17 protein-coding genes are annotated in these 21,145 nt (G+C 69.7%); 9 read left to right on the forward strand and 8 right to left on the reverse strand.

The window, feature by feature from the left end:
* Positions 1-22: 22 nt before the first annotated feature.
* On the reverse strand, positions 23-3,091 hold the full coding sequence (uvrA, locus tag OG202_RS12725; RefSeq protein WP_328222753.1) for an excinuclease ABC subunit UvrA: 3,069 nt from the start codon (positions 3,089-3,091) through the stop codon (positions 23-25).
* A 225-nt stretch (positions 3,092-3,316) separates the two neighbouring features.
* On the opposite strand from uvrA, the gene OG202_RS12730 reads away from it, so the two are divergent.
* The 5 genes from OG202_RS12730 (at position 3,317) to OG202_RS12750 (ending at position 7,645) form a co-directional block, all read left to right on the forward strand.
* Positions 3,317-4,045, forward strand: a complete 729-nt coding sequence (locus OG202_RS12730; RefSeq protein ID WP_328222754.1) for a maleylpyruvate isomerase family mycothiol-dependent enzyme — start codon at positions 3,317-3,319, stop codon at positions 4,043-4,045.
* A 36-nt stretch (positions 4,046-4,081) separates the two neighbouring features.
* Positions 4,082-4,738 carry an MBL fold metallo-hydrolase gene (locus OG202_RS12735; RefSeq protein ID WP_327730261.1) on the forward strand — a complete coding sequence of 219 codons (657 nt, stop codon included), beginning with the start codon at positions 4,082-4,084 and terminating at the stop codon, positions 4,736-4,738.
* 314 nt (positions 4,739-5,052) lie between these two features.
* Positions 5,053-5,952: an ABC transporter substrate-binding protein gene (locus OG202_RS12740; protein ID WP_327730260.1), complete on the forward strand. Its 900-nt coding sequence runs from the start codon at positions 5,053-5,055 to the stop codon at positions 5,950-5,952.
* Positions 5,949-6,866 carry an amino acid ABC transporter permease gene (locus tag OG202_RS12745; protein WP_327730259.1) on the forward strand — a complete coding sequence of 306 codons (918 nt, stop codon included), beginning with the start codon at positions 5,949-5,951 and terminating at the stop codon, positions 6,864-6,866. Before OG202_RS12740 ends, OG202_RS12745 begins: the two co-directional genes overlap by 4 nt.
* The gene (locus tag OG202_RS12750) at positions 6,863-7,645 is read left to right on the forward strand and encodes an amino acid ABC transporter ATP-binding protein (protein WP_327730258.1); all 783 of its coding nucleotides are present in this window, start codon (positions 6,863-6,865) and stop codon (positions 7,643-7,645) included. The genes OG202_RS12745 and OG202_RS12750 overlap by 4 nt, the downstream gene beginning before the upstream one ends.
* A gap of 25 nt (positions 7,646-7,670) precedes the next feature.
* Here OG202_RS12750 and aroQ read toward each other — a convergent pair whose 3' ends face one another.
* The gene (gene aroQ, locus OG202_RS12755; RefSeq protein WP_327730257.1) at positions 7,671-8,144 is read right to left on the reverse strand and encodes a type II 3-dehydroquinate dehydratase; all 474 of its coding nucleotides are present in this window, start codon (positions 8,142-8,144) and stop codon (positions 7,671-7,673) included.
* Positions 8,145-8,246: 102 nt separating this feature from the next.
* On the opposite strand from aroQ, the gene OG202_RS12760 reads away from it, so the two are divergent.
* Positions 8,247-9,293: a S66 family peptidase gene (locus tag OG202_RS12760; protein ID WP_328222755.1), complete on the forward strand. Its 1,047-nt coding sequence runs from the start codon at positions 8,247-8,249 to the stop codon at positions 9,291-9,293.
* A gap of 124 nt (positions 9,294-9,417) precedes the next feature.
* The gene (locus OG202_RS12765; RefSeq protein WP_327730255.1) at positions 9,418-10,695 is read left to right on the forward strand and encodes an MFS transporter; all 1,278 of its coding nucleotides are present in this window, start codon (positions 9,418-9,420) and stop codon (positions 10,693-10,695) included.
* 139 nt (positions 10,696-10,834) lie between these two features.
* Here the strand turns inward: OG202_RS12765 and OG202_RS12770 are convergent, their stop codons facing one another.
* The 6 genes from OG202_RS12770 to OG202_RS12795 form a co-directional block, all read right to left on the reverse strand.
* Positions 10,835-11,935: a calcium:proton antiporter gene (locus tag OG202_RS12770; RefSeq protein ID WP_327730254.1), complete on the reverse strand. Its 1,101-nt coding sequence runs from the start codon at positions 11,933-11,935 to the stop codon at positions 10,835-10,837.
* Between the two features lie 111 nt (positions 11,936-12,046).
* Positions 12,047-13,048, reverse strand: coding sequence for a TerC/Alx family metal homeostasis membrane protein (locus tag OG202_RS12775; RefSeq protein ID WP_326583587.1), 1,002 nt, complete (start codon positions 13,046-13,048; stop codon positions 12,047-12,049).
* Between the two features lie 281 nt (positions 13,049-13,329).
* Positions 13,330-15,393 carry a TerD family protein gene (locus OG202_RS12780; protein ID WP_326583586.1) on the reverse strand — a complete coding sequence of 688 codons (2,064 nt, stop codon included), beginning with the start codon at positions 15,391-15,393 and terminating at the stop codon, positions 13,330-13,332.
* 47 nt (positions 15,394-15,440) lie between these two features.
* On the reverse strand, positions 15,441-16,019 hold the full coding sequence (locus OG202_RS12785) for a TerD family protein (RefSeq protein ID WP_037693164.1): 579 nt from the start codon (positions 16,017-16,019) through the stop codon (positions 15,441-15,443).
* Between the two features lie 171 nt (positions 16,020-16,190).
* The gene (gene uvrB, locus OG202_RS12790) at positions 16,191-18,320 is read right to left on the reverse strand and encodes an excinuclease ABC subunit UvrB (protein WP_327730253.1); all 2,130 of its coding nucleotides are present in this window, start codon (positions 18,318-18,320) and stop codon (positions 16,191-16,193) included.
* 40 nt (positions 18,321-18,360) lie between these two features.
* A complete protein-coding gene (locus OG202_RS12795; RefSeq protein ID WP_326583584.1) occupies positions 18,361-19,230 on the reverse strand; it encodes an MHYT domain-containing protein in 870 nt (289 codons plus the stop codon).
* Between the two features lie 280 nt (positions 19,231-19,510).
* Here OG202_RS12795 and OG202_RS12800 point away from each other — a divergent pair, with 280 nt between their 5' ends.
* Both OG202_RS12800 and OG202_RS12805 read left to right on the forward strand, forming a co-directional pair.
* Complete coding sequence (locus OG202_RS12800; RefSeq protein WP_326583583.1) at positions 19,511-20,380, forward strand: glycerophosphodiester phosphodiesterase; 870 nt, start codon at positions 19,511-19,513, stop codon at positions 20,378-20,380.
* An 86-nt stretch (positions 20,381-20,466) separates the two neighbouring features.
* Positions 20,467-21,021 (forward strand): methylated-DNA--[protein]-cysteine S-methyltransferase, encoded by a 555-nt coding sequence (locus tag OG202_RS12805; RefSeq protein WP_326583582.1) that lies wholly within the window; start codon positions 20,467-20,469, stop codon positions 21,019-21,021.
* The last annotated feature ends 124 nt before the right edge of the window (positions 21,022-21,145 follow it).

Below are 21,145 nucleotides of genomic sequence, written 5' to 3' on the forward strand. Positions count from 1 at the left end.
CACGATCTGTCGTGCCGATGCCTCAGGCCTTGCGTGCCCGCGTGGTCTTCTTCGCGGGGGTCGCCTTCTCCGTGGTCGCGGCCGCCTTCTTCGCGGCCGTGGTCTTGGCGGCCGTGGTCTTGGCGGCCGTGGTCTTGGCGGCCGTGGTCGTCCGGGCCGTCGCCGTCGTCCTCGCCGGCGACTTGGCGGCGACCGTCCTCTTCGCCGCCGCCTTGCGCGGTGCCTTCATCGGGGCCGCGTCGCTGATCCGGTCGGCGCCGAGAATCTCCCGCAGGAACTTGCCCGTGTGGCTGGCCGGAACCCCGGCGACCTGCTCGGGCGTGCCCTCGGCGATGACGAGGCCACCGCCGGCGCCGCCCTCGGGACCCATGTCGACGACCCAGTCCGCGGTCTTGATGACGTCGAGGTTGTGCTCGATGACGATGACCGTGTTGCCCTTGTCCACCAGGCCGGACAGCACCGTGAGGAGCTTGCTGATGTCCTCGAAGTGCAGACCGGTGGTCGGCTCGTCCAGGACGTAGACCGTGCGTCCGGTGGAGCGCTTCTGGAGCTCGCTGGCGAGCTTCACGCGCTGTGCCTCACCGCCGGACAGGGTGGTGGCGGCCTGGCCCAGCCGGACGTAGCCGAGGCCGACGTCCTTCAGGGTCCTGAGGTGGCGGGCGATCGCGGGGACGGCCTCGAAGAAGTCCGTCGCCTCCTCGATGGGCATGTTCAGCACATCGGCGATGGACTTGCCCTTGTAGTGGACCTCCAGGGTCTCCCGGTTGTACCGGGCGCCGTGGCAGACCTCGCACGGGACGTAGACGTCCGGGAGGAAGTTCATCTCGATCTTGATGGTGCCGTCGCCCGCGCAGTTCTCGCAGCGGCCGCCCTTGACGTTGAAGGAGAAGCGGCCGGGCAGATAACCACGGACCTTCGCCTCGGTGGTCTCGGCGAACAGCTTGCGGACGTGGTCGAAGACGCCGGTGTACGTCGCCGGGTTGGACCGGGGCGTGCGGCCGATCGGCGACTGGTCGACGTGCACCACCTTGTCGACGAGGTCGTCGCCGTCCACGCGTGTGTGCCGCCCCGGGACGTTCCGGGCGCCGTTCAGTTCGCGGGCCAGGTGCGTGTACAGGATGTCGTTGACCAGCGTGGACTTGCCGGAGCCGGACACACCCGTGACGGCCGTGAAGACGCCCAGCGGGAACGAGACGTCGATGTCCTGGAGGTTGTTCTCCCGGGCGCCGTGCACGGTGAGCTGCCGGGTCGGGTCGAGCGGGCGGCGGATGTCGGGCAGCGGGATGGCCTTCCGCCCCGACAGGTACTGCCCGGTCTGCGACTCGGCGTTGTCGAGCAGCTCCTTCAGGGAGCCGCTGTGCACGACCTTGCCGCCGTGCTCGCCCGCGCCGGGACCGATGTCGACGATCCAGTCGGCCATCTTGATGGTGTCCTCGTCGTGCTCGACGACGATGAGCGTGTTACCCATGTCGCGCAGCCGGACCAGGGTCTCGATGAGCCGGTGGTTGTCGCGCTGGTGCAGACCGATGGAGGGCTCGTCGAGGACGTAGAGGACGCCGACGAGACCGGAGCCGATCTGGGTGGCCAGACGGATGCGCTGGGCCTCGCCGCCGGAGAGCGTGCCGGCCGCGCGGTTCAGCGAGAGGTAGTCGAGGCCGACGTCGACCAGGAACCGCAGCCGTTCGTTGACCTCCTTCAGCACCCGCTCGGCGATCTTCTTGTCGCGGGCGTTGAGCTTGAGCTCGCCCAGGAAGTCCGCGCAGTCGCTGATCGACATGGCGGAGACCTCGGCGATCGACTTCTCCATGATCGTGACCGCGAGGACGATCGGCTTCAGCCGTGTGCCCGCGCAGGTGGGGCAGGGCACCTCGCGCATGTAGCCCTCGAAGCGCTCACGGCTGGCGTCGCTCTCGGCCTCGCTGTGCCGCCGCTTCACGAAGGGGACGGCGCCCTCGAAGGCCGTGGTGTACACACGCTCGCGGCCGTACCGGTTGCGGTAACGGACCTCGATCTGCGTCTTGTGGCCGTACAGCAGGGCCTTCTTCGCGCGCTGCGGGAGACCGGCGAAGGGGATGTCGGTCCGGAATCCCAACGCGTCCGCGAGGGCTCCGATGAGGCGGCCGAAGTAGTCCTTGGTGTGGCCGTGCGACCAGGGGTGGATGGCGCCCTCGTCGAGCGACTTGTCCTCGTCCGGGACGATCAGCTCGGCGTCGACCTCCATGCGCGTACCGATGCCGCTGCAGTCGGGACAGGCGCCGAAGGGCGAGTTGAAGGAGAAGGAGCGGGGCTCCAGCTCCTCGAAGGACAGGTCGTCGTAGGTGCAGTACAGGTGCTCCGAGAACATGCGCTCGCGCTCGGGGTCGTCCTCGGGGAGGTCGACGAAGTCGAGCACGACCATGCCGCCGGAGAGGCCGAGGGCGGTCTCCACCGAGTCGGTGAGGCGGCGCTTGGCGGAGTCCTTCACCGTGAGGCGGTCGACGACCACCTCGATGGTGTGCTTCTCCTGCTTCTTCAGGGTGGGCGGGTTGGAGAGCTGGACGGTCTCGCCGTCCACCCGCGCGCGGCTGTACCCCTTGGTCTGGAGATCCGCGAAGAGGTCGACGAACTCGCCCTTGCGCTCACGCACCAGCGGCGAGAGGACCTGGAAGCGGCTGCCCTCGGGCAGCTCCAGCACCCGGTCGACGATGGCCTGCGGCGACTGGCGGGAGATCGGGCGGCCGCACTCGGGACAGTGCGGCTTGCCGATGCGCGCGAAGAGAAGCCGCAGGTAGTCGTAGACCTCGGTGATCGTGCCGACCGTCGAGCGCGGGTTGCGCGAGGTCGACTTCTGGTCGATGGAGACCGCCGGGGACAGACCCTCGATGAAGTCGACGTCCGGCTTGTCCATCTGCCCGAGGAACTGCCGGGCATAGGAGGAGAGCGACTCGACGTACCGGCGCTGCCCCTCGGCGAAGATGGTGTCGAAGGCCAGCGAGGACTTGCCCGACCCCGACAGGCCCGTGAAGACGATGAGCGAGTCGCGTGGCAGGTCGAGCGAGACGTTCTTCAGGTTGTGCTCGCGCGCGCCACGGACGATGAGACGGTCGGCCACGCCGGTCCGCACCTTTCTTGAGTGAAGTGACAGGGGCCGGAGCCCCCGTCTTCCACAGACTAGGGGGAGCCACTGACAGCGCCGGTCCTGTTTCCCCGTTCCACAACAATCCCGGGTCTTCCAGCATGCCCGACGCCGCACCCGACCATATAGCACGTGCATTCGATTTGCGGGCCTGACCGGACTCCTTCACCCGAAGGTGTGGCGGGGCTAGGGTCGGGGGTCATGATGGATCACGCGCGTGACCTGGCCTCTGTGTGCGAAGCGACCGACCGGCTACTCAGCGCGGTCGGCGAACTGGACAACGCCGCTGTGACCCAGCCGTCACGGCTGCCCGGCTGGACCCGCGGTCACGTCCTCGCCCACCTCGCCCGCAACGCGGACGCGCTCACGAACGTCCTCGAAGGGCGCCCCATGTACGTCTCCGGGGAGGCCCGGGACGCCGACATCGAGCGGGACGCCCCGCGCCCCCTGAAGGCCCAGCTCGCCGACGTACGCGACAGCGCGGGCCGCTTCCAGGACGCCGCCTCGGTCTCCGGGGACTGGTCCCGCACGGTCGAGCTGCGCAACGGGGTCACGGATTCCGCGTCCCGGGTGCCCTTCCGGCGATGGATCGAGGTGGAGATCCACCACGTGGACCTGGGGATCGGGTACGAGCTGGAGGATCTGCCGGAGGAGTTCGCCCAGCGCGAGATCAACTTCCTCACCGACCGATTCCGCAACCACCCCGGTGTCCCCGCACTGATGATCAGACAGGACGACGGGCGGATGATCCCCACCGGAGCCGTCGAGGGCGTCACCGAGGAGCAGCTCGACAGCGGCTACCGGCCGCCGCTCCCCGATCTCACGGTCACCGGCAGCCAGGCCGATCTCCTCGGCTGGCTCGCGGGGCGGCGCGACGGCAGCGCCCTGCACGTCGAAGGCGGTGCCCTCCCGGCGCTTCCCCCGCTGTAGCGGCCTCGTGGTCCCCCGCGTCCTAGACTGACGACCATGACGTACAGCGGAGCGGTGAAGGTCGGCGGCCCGGCGGATGTACACGAGCTGGGGGACCTGATGATCTCCAAGGTCGCGGTCGGCCCGATGAACAACAACGCGTATCTGCTGCGCTGCCGGGCCACCGACGAGCAGCTGCTGATCGACGCCGCGAACGACGCCGGCACACTGCTCACCCTGATCGGCAACGACGGGATCGCGTCCGTCGTCACCACGCATCAGCACGGCGACCACTGGCAGGCGCTCGCCGAGGTCGTGGCGGCCACCGGCGCCCGTACGTACGCGGGCCGGGACGACGCCGAGGGCATCCCGGTGCCGACCGACGTACCCGTCGGCGACGGGGACACGATCCGGGTGGGGCGCGTGGAACTCACCGCGCGCCACCTGGTGGGTCACACGCCGGGTTCGATCGCCCTCGTCTACGACGACGCGCACGGGCATCCGCATGTGTTCACCGGAGACTGCCTTTTCCCGGGCGGCGTGGGCAACACCCGTAAGGACCCGGAGGCGTTCGCCCGTCTCATCCACGACGTGGAGACGAAGATCTTCGACGCGCTGCCCGACGAGACGTGGGTCTACCCGGGCCACGGCAACGACACGACGCTCGGCGCGGAGCGTCCGCACCTGCCGGAGTGGCGCGCGCGGGGCTGGTGAACTCCCGGGTGCCGTATGGCAGTTGGTGAGGCGACCGACAGGGGGCGCGGGCACGTCCGCACGCGCCCCGTGTGAATCGAACGCACGCGCCGATGTCACGCGCGCGCTCCCGGCGCACGCCGTGGCGTAGTCCACTGGAAGCAGGTCCGCACGGGATGACGGCTCCCGCGCGGATGGGCCGCCGGCCTCCCAATCCCCGCCCTCGGCCGGCGGCCCCGCCGAGCGTTCACAGGAATGCAACACACGTTCCCACAATGCGGACAATGACGCATGTGACCTCGACAAACAGGACGTCACGCTGTCAATCTCACGCCATGCGTCCTGTCCTGCGCGCCTCGCGCTCCCCGCGCCGTGCCGCCTCCGCCGCCCTGGCCGCCCTGCTCGCCACCGCCGCGGTGGGCTGCGCCCCGCAGCCGGAGGAGGACACCTCCGGCTCGGCCTCCGCCTCGGCGTCCGGAGCGTCCTGCGCCAAGGACGAGTTGAGCACGGAGGCCGCCGGCAAGCTGACGATCGCCACGGACTCACCTGCGTACGAGCCCTGGTTCAAGAACGACGACCCGAAGAACGGTGAGGGCTTCGAGTCGGCGGTCGCGTACGCCGTGGCCAAGGAGCTCGGCTTCGACAAGGCGGACGTCGTCTGGCAGAGCGTGCCCTTCAACAAGGCCTTCGCGCCGGGTGAGAAGACCTTCGACTTCGACATCAACCAGGTGTCGGTCAGCGACGAGCGCAAGAAGGCCGTGGACTTCTCGTCGGGCTACTACGACGTGCGCCAGGCCGTCATCGCGCTGAAGGACTCCGAGGCCGCGAAGGCCACCGGCATCGCGGACCTCAAGAAGCTGCACCTCGGTGCCCAGGTCGGCACCACCAGCCTGAACTACATCGACGACGTGGTGAAGCCGACCCAGGACGCCGCCGCCTACTCGAAGAACGACCAGGCCAAGTCCGCGCTGAAGAACGGCCAGATCGACGCGATCGTGGTCGACCTGCCGACCGCGTTCTACATCACGGCGGCCGAGGTGACGGACGCGACGATCGTCGGCCAGTTCGAGAACCAGGGCGGCACGCCCGAGCAGTTCGGACTCGTCCTCGACAAGGGCAGCGCCCTCACGTCCTGCGTGACGGGCGCCGTGGACGCCCTGCGCGAGGACGGCACACTGGCCAAGATCGAGCAGGAGTGGCTCTCCGACGCCGTCGACGCCCCGGTGCTCAAGTGACGGTCGTGAAGGAGGAGTCCGGCCAGGAGGACGCGGACGACAACGGCGACATGCTTGGCGAGGACGACGGCTACGTCCCCTCGCGGCGGCGGCTCGACCGGGAGAACTACAAGCGCTCCCGGGCCCGCCGCGCCACGGGCATCGCCGCCCTGTCGACACTGGTCACGGGCGTCGTCCTCTATCTCGTCGTCGTGAACGCGCCCGGCTGGCCGCGCACCAAGGAGACGTTCTTCAGCGCGGAGTACGCGCGCGAGGCGTTTCCCAAGGTCCTCGAAGGGCTCTGGCTCAACGTCCGTCTGCTGCTGATCTGCGGTGTCGCCGTGCTCGTCCTCGGCATGCTCATCGCCGTCGCGCGAACCCTGCGCGGCCCGGTGTTCTTCCCCCTGCGGGCGCTGGCCGCCGCCTACACCGACTTCTTCCGCGGTCTGCCGCTGATCATCAACCTGATGATCGTGGTCCTGGGCGTCCCCGCGCTCAGGCTCCAGGGCGTGACCGTCGACCCGGTACTGCTCGGCGGCACCGCGCTGACGCTCACGTACTCGGCGTACGTCGCCGAGGTGTTCCGCGCCGGCATCGAGTCCGTGCACCCGTCGCAGCGCGCGGCGGCCCGCTCCCTGGGCCTCACCAACCGGCAGGCGCTGCGGCACGTCGTGCTCCCCCAGGCGGTACGCCGTCAGGTGCCGCCCCTCCTCAACGACCTCGTGTCCCTGCAGAAGGACACCGGCCTGGTCTCGATCGGCGGCGCGATCGACGCGGTGCGCGCGGCCGACATCATCGTGGGCCGCAGCCTCAACTACACGCCGTACATCGTCGCGGGACTGGTCTTCGTCGCCCTCACCATCCCGATGACCCGCTTGACCGACTGGGTCACGGCCCGGATGGACCGACAGCGGGCGCAGGGAGGGACGACATGAGCGACACCCGAGAGACCGTGGACGCCTCGGAGGACTCCCCCGTGCTGCGGATGGAGTCCGTCCGCAAGACCTTCGGCGGTTCGGTCGTGCTGCGGGACGTCGATCTGGAGGTCCCCCCGCACACCGTGACCGCGCTGATCGGCGCCTCCGGGTCCGGCAAGTCGACGCTGCTGCGCTGCGCCAACCTCCTGGAGGAGATCGACGACGGGGCGATCTGGCTGGACGGCGAGGAGATCACCGATCCGCGCGTCGACCAGGACGCGGTACGGCGCCGTATCGGCGTGGTCTTCCAGTCGTACAACCTGTTCCCGCACATGACGGTGCTGGACAACATCACCCTCGCCCCGTGCCGGGTGCACGGCGTTCCCCGCGCGGAGGCCGAGGAACGGGCCCGTGAGCTCCTGGACCGCCTGGGACTGAGCGGGAAGGCACACGCCTACCCCGACCGGCTCAGCGGCGGACAGCAACAGCGCGTGGCGATCGTGCGCGCCCTGGCCGTACGCCCCCGACTGCTGCTCCTCGACGAGATCACCGCGGCCCTCGATCCGGAACTGGTCGGCGAAGTCCTCAACGTCGTCCGTGACCTGAAGGCTGACGGCATGACGATGGTGCTGGCCACGCACGAGATGGGCTTCGCCCGCGACGTCGCCGACCAGGTGTGTTTTCTGGACGGAGGTGTGGTGCTGGAACACGGCACCGCGGAGCAGGTCTTCGGCGACCCGCGGCAGGAACGCACCCGGCAGTTCCTGCGCCGGATCGTGGAGGCGGGCCGCCTGTAAGGGGCGCCCGCCTGGAGATCGGGGCTTACGCCTCGGTCTTCCCCGCCCCCGCCAGCGCGGCGACTCTCTCCACGCCGAACACATAGCCCTGCACGCCGCAGCCGGCGATGACCCCGTCGGCGCGCAGGGAGACGTACGAGTGGTGCCGGAACGTCTCGCGCTGGTGGATGTTGGAGATGTGCACCTCCAGCACCGGCAGCCCGTCACAGGTGTTGAGGGCGTCGAGGATCGCCACGGAGGTGTGCGAGTAGGCACCGGGGTTGATGACGATCCCGCTGTGGTGGAGCCGTGCCTCGTGGATCCAGTCGACCAGTTCGCCCTCGTGGTTGGACTGCCGGAAGTCCACCGTCCCCCCGTGCGCGGCCGCCGCCTTGGCGCACATCGCCTCGACGTCGGCGAGCGTGTCCGAACCGTAGATCTCGGGCTGGCGCTGCCCCAGGAGGTTCAGGTTGGGGCCGTTGAGAATCATGATCGGGGCGTTGGCCAGGCTGCGGGGCACGGTTCCTCCGGTCCGTCGGGGGTGCGCGGCCCAACCGGGACCGCTGCTCGCCCCCGGTTTATCACGGTGAAACCGCGGGGCAGGAGACCATACCCTCCCCGCATGACCACGCCTTCGTATCCGACCAAGCCCTCCCCCGGCGACCGTGTCGCCGTCCTCTCCCCCGGCGCCGGCCTGCCCGAGCTCTTCCCACGGCCCTACGAACTGGGCCTGCAGCGGTTACGTGAGGAGTACGGCCTCGAACCGGTCGAGTACCCGACGACCCGGAAGATGGACTCGACGCCGCAGCAGCGGGCCGACGACATCCACGCGGCCTTCGCCGACCCGGACATCAAGGCGGTGTTCACGTCGATCGGCGGCGACGACCAGATCACCGTGCTGCCGTTCCTCGACCGGGAGTTGCTGCGGGCCAACCCCAAGCCGTTCTTCGGCATGAGCGACAACACCAACCTGTTGGCCTTCCTGTACGGCACCGGCATCGTCGGCTACCACGGCGGGACCGTGATGACCTCGCTGGGCAGGTCCGTCGCCATGGACCCGCTGACCGCGGACTCCCTGCGTGCCGCCCTGTTCACCTCGGGGCCGTACGAACTGCGGCCCGCCGAGCACTTCAACGACGTCAACCGTGACTGGGCCGACGCCGCGACCTTTGACGCGGAGCCGGAGACCGTGCCCGGCGCCGGATGGACCTGGGTGAATCCCGACCGCGTGGTGGAGGGCCGGAGTTGGGGCGGCTGTCTGGAGATCCTCGGCTGGCTGCTGATGGCCGACCGTGAGGTGCCGCGCGACCTGTCCGTCCTCGACGGCGGCGTGCTCTTCCTGGAGACCTCGGAGGAACTGCCCAGCGGCGAGGAGGTCTTCCGCACCCTGCGCAACATGGGCGAGCGCGGCCTGCTCCAGCGCTTCCCGGCACTCCTGATGGGCCGTCCCAAGGCCTGGTCCTTCGAACAACCCAACACCCCCGGGGAGGCGGCCCGTTATGCGGCCGGACAGCGGGAGGCCGTTCTGCGCGCCATGCGGACGTACGCCCCCGACACCACGATCGTCTTCGACGTCGATCTCGGACACACCGATCCCCAGCTCGTCATCCCCTACGGGGGCGTGATCCGGGTGGACGGGCCCGCCCGGCGCATCACGGTGACCTACTGAGACCCGTTGACGCCTCCAGAGGCGCAGTGACCTCGAACGGGCCTCCGCACGCCCCCCGTAACCGCCCGTCACCGTGGGTAGTTGACGCGGCATGGAACCTGCACGCACCGTGAAACCGCCCTCCATGCTGCGACTCGCGTGCGCCTCGCTCGCGGGGACAGCCATCGAGTTCTACGACTTCTTCGTCTACGGGACGGCGGCGGCCCTCGTCCTGGGGCCGCTGTTCTTCCCGACGTTCTCGCCCCTGGCCGGGACCCTCGCGGCCTTCGCGACCTTCGGGGTCGGGTTCGTGGCGCGGCCGCTGGGCTCGGTGCTGTTCGGGCACATCGGGGACCGGCACGGGAGACGGCCGGTGCTCGTCGCCTCGCTGCTGCTGACCGGGGGCGCGACCGTGGCCGTCGGCTGCGTCCCCACGTTCGACTCGATCGGTGTGACCGCCCCCTTCCTCCTCCTCGTGCTGCGCTTCCTGCAGGGGCTCGGGCTCGGCGGGGAGTGGGGTGGTGCGGTGCTGCTGACGGCGGAGCACGCGCCGGCCGATCGGCGTGGACTGTGGTCGAGCTTCCCCCAGGTCGGGCCCGCGGTGGGGTTCCTGCTGGCCAACGGGGTGATGCTGGCGCTGTCGGCGAGCCTGACGGAGGCGCAGTTCGCCGCCTGGGGGTGGCGGGTGCCGTTCTGGGCTGCGGGCGTGCTCGCCGTCGCGGGGCTGTGGTTGCGGTCGTCGCTCGCGGAGAGCCCGCAGTTCCTGGAGATCGACGAGCCCGCGCGCGTTCCGCTCGCCGAGGTGGTGCGCGGCCACTGGCGTCTTGTCCTGCTGACGGCCGGGGCGCTCTCGATCGGGTACGCGGTGTTCTACTCGGTGACGACCTGGTCGCTGTCGTACGGCACGGAGAGACTCGGGGTGAGCCGCACGGTCATGCTGACCTGCATCATGGGCGCCGTGGTGGTGAAGGGGGCTCTGACGCCGCTGGCGGCGGTGCTCGGCGACCGGTACGGGCGGCGCCCGATGTGCCTGATCGGCTGTGCCGTCACCGTGCTGTGGATGTTCCCCATGGTCGCGCTGCTGTCGACCGGCGAACCTCTGCTGATCTTCTTCGGCTTCCTCGTGGCGATGCTCGCGTTCGTCACGATGTTCGCCGTCATCGCCGCGTACCTGCCCGAGTTGTACGAACCCCGGGTGCGCTGCACGGGGGCCGCTGTCGGCTACAACCTCGGCGGGGTGGTGGGCGGCGCCCTCACACCGATCGTGGCCACCGCCGTGGCCCAGGGCGGGCGGGTGCCCTGGGCCGTGGGCGCGTATCTGACCGGGATCGCCCTGCTGAGCCTCGGCTGCTTCGCGCTGCTGCCGGAGACCCGGCCGGTACCTCTGGCGACGACGGCGGAGGCGGAGGCCGCCACGGGGTGAGCACCGACGCCGTGGACTCACCGACCGCGTTGCCACGGGTTCCGGCACCCGGTCCACGGATCCACCGGCACCCGGTCCACGGGGCAACCGACCCGGCCTACGGATTCACCGACCGGGTCCACGGGTTCACCGACCCGCTCTACGGGTTCACCGCCAGCTCCAGATACGCCGCGAACAGCACCAGGTGGACGCCGCCCTGCAGTGGTGTCGCGCGCCCCGGGACCACGGTCAGCGAGGCCACCACGACGGTCAGGGCGAGCAGCACCATGTGGGTGGCGCCGAGGCCGAGGACGAGCGGTCCGGAGAGCCAGACGGAGGCAAGGGCGACGGCCGGGATGGTCAGACCGATGCTCGCCATCGCGGAGCCGAGGGCGAGGTTGAGGCTGGTCTGGACGCGGTCACGGCGGGCCGCCCGCAGGGCTGCGATGGTCTCGGGCAGCAGGACGAGCAGCGCGATGATCACACCGACGACGGCGGGCGGCAGACCGGCCGCCTCGACACCGGACTCGATGGTCGGCGAGACGCCCTTGGCGAGCCCCACCACGCCGACGAGCGCCAGGCCGAGCAGTCCGAGGCTGATCCCGGCGGTCCGGGCCGACGGTGCCTCGGCGTGGTCGTCCTCGGTGATCACCTCGCCCTGCCGGGTGATCGGCAGGAAGTAGTCCCGGTGGCGTACGGTCTGCGTCGCCACGAACAGGCCGTACAAGGCGAGTGAGGACAGTGCCGCGAAGGTGAGCTGGGCCGTGGAGAACTCCGGGCCCGGCTTGCTGGTGGTGAAGGTGGGAAGCACCAGGCTGAGCGTGGCCAGCGTCGCGACCGTGGCAAGGGCGGCACCGGTGCCCTCCGGGTTGAAGACCGCGAGTCCGTGGCGCAGTGAGGCGACGAGCAGGCAGATGCCGAGGATGCCGTTGCAGGTGATCATCACCGCGGCGAAGACGGTGTCGCGGGCGAGGGTCGAGCTCTTGTCCCCGCCGTCGGCCATCAACGTGACGATCAGGGCGACCTCGATGATCGTGACGGCGACTGCGAGGACGAGGGAACCGAACGGCTCGCCGACCCGATGTGCGACGACCTCGGCGTGGTGGACGGCGGCCAGGACGGCTCCCGCGAGCACCAGCGTCACCAGGGCGACGCCCGCGGCGGGCAGATCACGTCCCCAGGTGAGAGCGAGCACGACGACCGCGGCCACCGGGACGACAGCAGTCCATCGCGTCGTGAGCGACCGGAGCCGAGCGAGCATGCGGTGATCCTTTCAGACGTGAAGGGGCCCCGCACTCCGGTGGACGCCGTGGATCTGCGTCTCCGTCGTACGGGGCCCCATCAGTTGATCGTTGTGCGGTGTCGGCCTCCGTCAGGCCTCGATGCTGTCCTTCTCGACGCCTTCGGCCTTCTCCTGCTCGGCCTCGGCCTGCGCCTGCTTCTTGGACGCGATCAGGCTGGTGATCGTGGTGACGACCAGGACCGCGCAGATCACACCGAGGGACACCGGGATGGAGATCTCGGGGACGTGGACCCCGGACTCGTGCAGTGCGTGCAGCACCAGCTTCACACCGATGAAGCCGAGGATGACCGACAGACCGTAGGAGAGGTGGACGAGCTTCTTCAGCAGGCCGCCGATGAGGAAGTACAGCTGTCGCAGGCCCATGAGCGCGAACGCGTTGGCCGTGAACACGATGTACGGGTCCTGGGTCAGGCCGAAGATCGCCGGGATGGAGTCCAGCGCGAAGAGGACGTCCGTGGTGCCGATGGCGAGCATCACGACCAGCATCGGCGTCATGACGCGCTTGCCGTTCTGCTCGATCCACAGCTTGGTGCCGTGGTAGCGGTCGGCGACACCGAAGCGCTTCTCGACGGCCTTGAGGAGCTTGTTCTCCTCGTACTCCTCCTCCGGCTCGTCGGCCCTGGCCTCCTGGATCAGCTTCCAGGCGGTGTAGATCAGGAACGCGCCGAAGATGTAGAAGACCCAGGCGAAGCTGGCGAGGATCGCCGCGCCCGCCGCGATGAATATCGCGCGGAGCACCAGGGCGATCAGCACACCGACGAGCAGCACCCTCTGCTGGTACTGCGAGGGCACCGAGAACTTCGCCATGATCAGGACGAAGACGAAGAGGTTGTCGACGCTCAGGGACTTCTCGGTGATGAAGCCCGCGAAGAACTCTCCGGCCGGCTGGCCGCCGCCGAAGACGAGCAGCCCGAGTCCGAACAGGGCGGCCAGGACGATCCAGACGACTGTCCAGATTCCGGCTTCCTTGATGGACACGTCATGGGGCTTGCGGCCGATGAAGAAGTCGACCGCGATGAGGGCGGCAAGGCCCACAACTGTGAGGACCCATAGGGTCGTTGAAACATCCACTGCGCCTCCGGCAGTACGTAACGGCAAAGTTCACTGTCGTCGCTACCGGAGGTCTCTTCCACCCGGTCCTCCAGGGCGTTCCACAACGCCTGGTGCCGCCGGGCCGACGCCCCGGGATCAGGATTGATCCGTATTGACGGGTACGCCGCAGCTAGTAGGGAGTACTCCCCTCCGCACGAAAAGAGTACCCAATCACCAAGAATAGGTAAAGGGCCAGGCAAAGAAAGCATCAAAACTGCTGGTCAGGCGGCTTTACGAGAGCTTGGTGCAGGGTGGGTTCCTCACCTGTTCCAGGAGCGGCGGGCCTCCGCGACCCGGGCGAGCACGTCGTGCATGACCCTGCTGCCGGGCGGGACGCTCGACGGCTCGTACGTCCACGCGTGCCCGACCCACGGGTCGGCGAGATGGTCGTCGGGCGTGGGCGTGAGTCGCATCAGCGAACGCCACAGCGGGTCGAGCAACGGCCCGTAGGCGGCGGCCTCCTGCCGGTCGGCGACCATCATCAGGTGGACGCCGACGGCCGGGCCCTCGTCCGCGAGGTAGCGGAGCTGGGTGACGGCGCGGTCGTCGAAGCCGTGCGGGAAGTCGTTGACGATCAGCAGTTGCTCGGCCGTGTCGAAGCCGGGGGGCAGTGCGTCGGCCGCGCCACCGCGCACCGCCATCTGCACGAGGTCGACGCGCTGGGTGAGCTGTCCCAGGACGTCCGAGACGCCGGCTGCTCCGGCGGCGGGCGGTCCGGCGAGCACGCCGGCCTGCATCAGGGGTGCCAGCGCGGACGAGCCGGCCCCGGCCGCGTCGACGACATGTACCGCGAACTCTCCGGGCGGGTAGACCGCGAGCAGGCGGGCGGCGAGAGCCACCGCCGTGTCCAGGGCGAGGCGGCGCAGCTCGTCGGTGTCGGCGAGCGAGTCGCGGGAGCCGGAGCGGCCGCTGTCGATCCACAGGCCACGCTCCAGCGGCAGCCGGACCAGCATCGGGATGCGCACGTCCTCGCCCTCCGGCAGATGGAGGTCGCCCAGGCGCAGGGCCATCGGGATCTCCATCGGCACCCGGTAACCGTGCCACACCGGGTTGTCCCAGCTCGCGTACGCCGGGGGCAGCGCCGGCTCGACGACATCGGACTCGGCCCTCAGCTGGGCGAGGTCCCGGTCGAGGGCGGCCCTCGCCTGGTCGACGAGCTGGGCGTGCTTGGCCCGGGCGGCCTCGCGCGCGGCGTCGCCCTGACCGCTGACGCGGCTGCGCGGGTCGGACAGGACCCTGTCCAGCTCCTGTTCCATGCGTGACTCGGCGAAGTCGACGGCGCTGCGGTACGCGGCGGCGGTGCGGGCGAGGTCCTCGAACATGCCCCACACCTGGTTGTAGAGCCGCTCCTCCATGGACCAGCCGGTCGCGTCGCCGGCGACGGGCTGCGCGGGCTGTCCCGGCTGGGCCGGGGGCGCGGTCGGCGGGGGCGGTGGCGGCGCGGTGGTCTGGCGGCCGGGGTGGCTGTAGTTGACGGGACCACCGGCGGTGGCCGCGGCGGGCTGGGCGCCGGTGGACGGGTCGGCCGGGGCGGGGCCACCGTGCTGCGCGGCCGCGTGGTCGGGCAGTGTGGCGTCGTGAGAGGAGCCGTACGGGGGTGTGGTGCCGTACGGGGAAGTGGGCTGGTGTCCCTGCTGCGGCGCGGTGTTCCCGGACAGGCCCTGGGGTGTCGTCCCGCCATGGGTCTGGTCGGGGCCTGTCGCGGGCGCGGCCGTCTGGCGGGGGCGGTCCGCGTCCGGCAGACGGGGCGGAGGCGCTGCCACCGAGCGGGCGAGACCCTGGGCGACGGCCTCGTGGACGCTGCCGGCGAGCTGCTGGGCCTGGGGCAGGCCCTGGTCGGTGAGCAGCTCCGCGAGGCCGCCCGCGTACCCCTGGCCGACCGCGCGGACCTTCCAGACGCCCTGCCTGCGGTACAGCTCGAGGGCGATGACGGCGGACTCGGCCTCGAGATCGGTGATGGTGTAGCTGGCGACCTCGGTGCCGTCGAGGCCGGTGACCGCGACGAAGGGGGCGGCCACGGCGCCGAACCGCGCGGGGCCGCCGTTGACGGGCGGCAGGGCGAGCAGGACGGTCACCCGGTGCACGGACGGCGCCAGGGCGTCGAGGTCCACGGCGAGGCGGTGGTCGGCCGCCGCCTGCTTGGGGACCTCGATGCCCGGCAGGGTGGGCGCGCCCGGGTGGGCGACCCACTCCACGCCGTGCACGCGGCCGTGCTCGTCGCCGAGGGTGGCCCCGGCCACGATCGGCGTGCCGGCCGAGACGCGGATCTCCAGTCGGACCTCGGGCAGCGGATGGTTCTGCCCCCGGACCAGCTCGGCCGTCATCGACTTCGTCCCCCTGTGTCGCTTGCTGCGTGGTGCGTCGTGCTGGGCTACAGGACCGGCAGGATCGCCGGCATCAGGTCCTGGAAGGTGCGGCCGTTGGCGGGCGTGCCGATGGCGGTCATCTGCCAGCCCGCGCCGGCGCGGTGCACCTTGGCCATGATCTGGGCCGTGTACTGGCCGCCGCCCGCGAGGGTGTAGCGCGCGAGTTCCTGGCCGTTGGTCTCGTCGACCAGACGGCAGAACGCGTTCTGCACTTCCTGGAAGGTCTGGCCCGTGAAGGAGTTCACGGTGAAGACGATCTGGTCGATGTGGACCGGGATCCGGGCCAGGTCGACGAGGATCGCCTCGTCGTCGCCGCCCTGGCCGACGCCGCCGACCAGGTTGTCGCCGGTGTGACGGACGGAGCCGTCGTCGCTCACCAGGTGACGGAAGAAGACGACGTCGACGGGCTGCTTGTCCGCGAAGAGCACGGCGGAGGCGTCGAGGTCGATCTCACGGGTGCGGGATCCGAACAGGCCGCGCCGGGGGGCAGCCTGCCAGCCGAGACCCATGCGTACCGCGGTCAGGCTGCCTCCGTCGTTCTTCTGCAGACTGATGGCCTGACCCTTGGTCATGTTGACGGTCACGCGCTGATTCCCCTCTCGAACTGTCCCCTGTTTCCGCGGCGTCCGCGGATGTCCAGCACCTTACGCAGCGGCACTGACATTGCCGCAGCCTGTGTCGCACTTTGTGTCGGTCTTGCAACACAGCGCGCCCGCGCCAGGGGCGGCCCTCTCCCCCGGCGCCCGCCGGGCCCGTCAGGCCTGGCCCGCCTCCTTCATCTGCCGCAGTTCCTTCTTCATCTCGGAGACCTCGTCACGCAGCCGGGCGGCGATCTCGAACTGCAGGTCGGCGGCGGCCGCGCGCATGCGCTCCGTCATCTCCTCGATCTGCTGGGCGAGCTCGGCCGCGGGGCGGTCGGTCGGGACGGTCTCCTTGGCCTTGCCCTTGGCGGACCTGGCCGCCTTGCCGCCGAGGGAGGGGACCGGGGCCTTGGCACCCTTGCCCTCCTTCCCCTGGCGGTACCCCGTGCCGAGCAACTGCTCGGTGTCGACGTCCTCCCGGGCGATCCGCGCGACGATGTCGTTGATCTTCTTGCGGAGCGGCTGGGGGTCGATGCCGTGGGCCTTGTTGTACGCGACCTGCTTCTCCCGGCGCCGGTTGGTCTCGTCGATGGCCCTCGCCATCGCCGGGGTGATCTTGTCGGCGTACATATGGACCTGACCCGACACGTTGCGCGCCGCGCGGCCGATGGTCTGGATCAGCGAGGTGCCGGAGCGCAGGAAACCCTCCTTGTCGGCGTCGAGGATCGCCACCAGGGAGACCTCGGGGAGGTCGAGGCCCTCCCTGAGGAGGTTGATGCCGACCAGGACGTCGTACTCACCGGCACGCAGCTCGCGCAGCAGTTCGACGCGGCGCAGGGTGTCGACATCGCTGTGGAGGTAGCGGACCTGGATGCCGAGTTCCAGGAAGTAGTCGGTGAGGTCCTCGGCCATCTTCTTGGTGAGGGTGGTGACCAGGACGCGCTCGTCCTTCTCGGTGCGCATGCGGATCTCGTGCACCAGATCGTCGATCTGGCCCTCGGTGGGCTTCACGACGACCTCGGGGTCGACCAGGCCGGTGGGGCGGATGATCTGCTCGACGTGGCCGTCGGAACGCGACAGTTCGTACTGGCCGGGGGTCGCCGAGAGGTAGACCGTCTGGCCGACGCGCTCCTGGAACTCCTCCCACTTCAGGGGGCGGTTGTCCAGGGCGGAGGGCAGCCGGAAGCCGTGGTCGACGAGGGTGCGCTTGCGGGAGGCGTCGCCCTCGTACATCGCACCGATCTGGGGCACGGTGACATGGGACTCGTCGATGACGAGGAGGAAGTCGTCCGGGAAGTAGTCCAGCAGGGTGTTCGGCGGGGAACCGGGCTCACGGCCGTCGAAGTGCATCGAGTAGTTCTCCACGCCGGAGCAGGAGCCGATCTGGCGGAGCATCTCCAGGTCGTACGTCGTGCGCATGCGCAGCCGCTGGGCCTCCAGGAGCTTGCCCTGTTTCTCCAGCTCCGACAGGCGCTCCCCCAGCTCCTTCTCGATGTCGTTGGCGGCGCGCTCCAGGCGCTCGGGGCCGGCGACGTAGTGGGAGGCCGGGAAGACGTACAGCTGCTGGTCGTCGCTGATGATCTCGCCGGTGAGGGGGTGGAGGGTGGAGAGGGCCTCGATCTCGTCGCCGAACATCTCGATGCGGACGGCGAGCTCCTCGTAGACCGGGAAGATCTCGATGGTGTCGCCGCGGACGCGGAACGTGCCGCGGGTGAACGCCATGTCGTTGCGCGTGTACTGGATGTCCACGAAACGGCGCAGCAGCTCGTCCCGGTCGAACTCCTCGCCGACCCTGAGGGGGACCATGCGGTCCACGTACTCCTGTGGCGTGCCGAGGCCGTAGATGCAGGAGACGGAGGCGACCACGACGACGTCGCGGCGGGTGAGCAGCGAGTTGGTCGCGGAGTGGCGCAGGCGTTCTACCTCCTCGTTGATCGAGGAGTCCTTCTCGATGTAGGTGTCCGACTGCGGGACGTAGGCCTCTGGCTGGTAGTAGTCGTAGTACGAGACGAAGTATTCGACCGCGTTGTTCGGCAGCAGCTCGCGGAACTCATTGGCCAGCTGGGCGGCCAGCGTCTTGTTCGGCGCCATCACCAGGGTGGGGCGCTGGAGCTTCTCGATCATCCACGCGGTGGTGGCGGACTTGCCGGTGCCGGTCGCTCCGAGCAAAACGACGTCCTTCTCACCTGCTCCGACGCGCTGGGCGAGCTCGGCTATGGCCGTGGGCTGGTCGCCGTTCGGCTGGTAGGGGCTGACGACCTCGAAGGGCGCCACCGTGCGTTCGATCTTGGAAACGGGCCGCATGGAATCCACCGTACGACCCCGCACTGACAACGGGCTCCGATCAGCGGTTCTGTGGTGCGCGGGAACTCCGCTCGCGGTGCTCCGCGCCGGTGCGGGACTCCTGGTGCCGGCAGGTGTGCGCGGTGGCCTGGGCCGGGATGCCGGGCCGACGCTCGGCCGGGTACCCGTGGAACCTGCCCATGATCATGAACGGGTCGAACATCACGACGACGCCCGCGAGGAGCAGGAAGACCAGCGGCCCGATCATCAGCGGGGCGAGCAGGGCGGCGGACGAGGAGCCGTCGGCCGGGGCGGGGGCGGCGGCGCTGTGCAGATGGACGCTGAGGGCGGCCATGCCCGTGTAGTGCATGCCGCTGACGGCGATCCCCATGACGAGGCTGGCGCCCACGCTCCACAGGAACCCGCGGACCTGTCCGGCGGCCCACAGGGCGGCGATCGCGGCCACCACGGCGATGACGACCGACGCGGCCACGGTGAGGGTGTTGTATTCCAGCGTGCCGTTGAGGCGCATTCCGGCCATGCCCAGGTAGTGCATGGAGGCTATGCCCAGGCCGGTGATGGTGCCGCCGGTGAAGAGCGCGGCCCCGGTCGCCCCTTTGGAGCCGACCATGAAGATCCCGATGCCGACCATGACGATGGCGACGGCGAGGCTCACGAAGGTGGTCAGGGGGTCGTAGTGGATCGGGGTCCGCAGGACCTTGAACCCCATCATCGCGACGAAGTGCATGGTCCAGATGCCGGAGCCGATGGCCGCCGAGCCCAGCGCGAGCCAGCCGATCCGCCACCGGCCGTCGACGAGCATCGATCTGGTGGTGCAGCGCAGACCGAGCGCGCCACCGAGACAGGCCATGAGATAGGCCACCACCGGTGTGACGAGTCCGTAGCTGAAGCCGTCGACCGTGCCCTGCATTCGCGGCTGCCTTTCCCGCCCTGTCGCGTCCCTGGATTTTCTGCGATGCCCCCGGCCCCGGGACCGCCACAACGGTCAGGGGTGTCGCAGAGAGTATGACCCCCACCGGAATGGTCGAACGATTTTCCGGCAAAGAAACACGCCCTTGCCTCACTTGTGCGGTGCCCGTGAGCGGACTTGGGCAACTCCATTCAATTCATGGCCATCCCGCGCCCTCCTGCCGTTGACCCTCTGCTGTCACTCTTGAACTGACCGTGATCGATCGACGCGAGGAGTACGCATGCACGTGCGCGCAGTTGCCGCCGCGACCACCGCGTTCTTGGGGGCCACCGTCCTCCTGCTCCCCACTTCCGCCGCCCATGCGGCCGCCGACGCCGACAATCCGCTGGTCGTCGCGCACCGCGGAGCTTCCGCCTACGCGCCCGAGAACACCCTGGCCGCCGTCGACAAGGCCGACGAGATGGGCTTCGACTGGGTCGAGAACGACGTCCAGCGCACCAAGGACGGCAGGCTCGTCGTCCTCCACGACGCGACGCTTGCGCGTACGACCAACGCCGAGGAGCTCTATCCGGAGCGCGCGCCCTGGAGCGTGGCGGACTTCACCGCCGCGGAGATCGCGCGCCTGGACGCGGGCAGCTGGTTCAGCAGCAGCTACGCGGGCGCGCGCGTGCCGACGCTGGAGCAGTACATGCAGCGGGTGTCCCGCAACCACCAGAAGCTCGTCCTGGAGATCAAGAACCCCCAGCTCTACCCGGGTATCGAGCAGGAGACCCTGAAGGTGCTCGGCAACGAGGGCTGGCTCGGCCCGGCGCAGCTCACGAAACTGGTGGTCCAGAGCTTCAGCGCCGACACCGTACGGCGCGTCCACGAGCTGCGCCCGGCCGTGAAGACCGGCTTTCTCGGCACCCCGGACATCGCCGACCTTCCCGAGTACGCGAGGTTCAGCGACCAGATCAACTCCTCGTACACGACCATCTCCAAGTCCTATGTCGCCACGATCCACGCGCTGGAAGGTCCGCACGGGAACCCGTTGGAGATGCTCACCTGGACCGTGAACGACGCGGTCAACGCCCGCCAGGTGGCGGACTACGGCGTGAACGGCATCATCACCAACAAGCCGGACGTGGTCAGAGAGGCCACACAGGGCTGACGAGGCGATCCGCAGTCGGTGGCGTGCGGTCCGGGGGCGGAGCGCACGCCACGGTCGTTGTCGGTGGCGGCCCGTACGGTGTTCCCATGAACAGCCATGCGCAGGCCGAGCAGCAGGTGGTGTGGGCCGTCGTCGGCACGGACATCGGCCCACTGCTGCTGGCCGCGACGGACGACGGCCTGGTGAATGTCGTGTTCCACGCCACGGACGCGGTGCGCGACCGGACACTCGACCGGCTGGCCTCCCGCCTGGGCACCACCCCCGTGCAGGCCCCCGACAACCCTCAGCTGGCCGAGGTGATACGTCAGTTCGAGGCGTACTTCGCGGGCGAGCGGCACGACTTCGCGCTGCCGCTGGACTGGTCGCTGATCTCCGGGTTCAACCGTCAGGTGCTGCGCGAGCTCGCGTCCGGCGTCCCCTACGGCTCGGTCGTGGGCTACGGCGACCTCGCGCGCCGCGTGGGGCAGCCGGGTGCGGCCCAGGCGGTCGGGGTCGCGATGGGGTCGAACCCGCTCCCTGTCGTGGTGCCGTGCCACCGGGTGGTCGAGAGCGACGGCGGCATCGGAGGGTTCGGCGGTGGGCTGGAGACCAAGCGGAAGCTGCTGGCCCTGGAAGGGGTGCTTCCGGAACCCTTGTTCTGAGCCGGCCATGGGTGGCCTTTGCGTGCCCGTGTGTGGCCTTTGCAGATGAGGCACCGGAGGTGAGTACCACGGCGCGAATCGGTCATCGGTCGTCGTTCCGGCACACCGAGACCGGCCGGAAACC

The organism is Streptomyces sp. NBC_00310 (assembly GCF_036208085.1).
Taxonomy (GTDB): Bacteria; Actinomycetota; Actinomycetes; order Streptomycetales; family Streptomycetaceae; genus Streptomyces.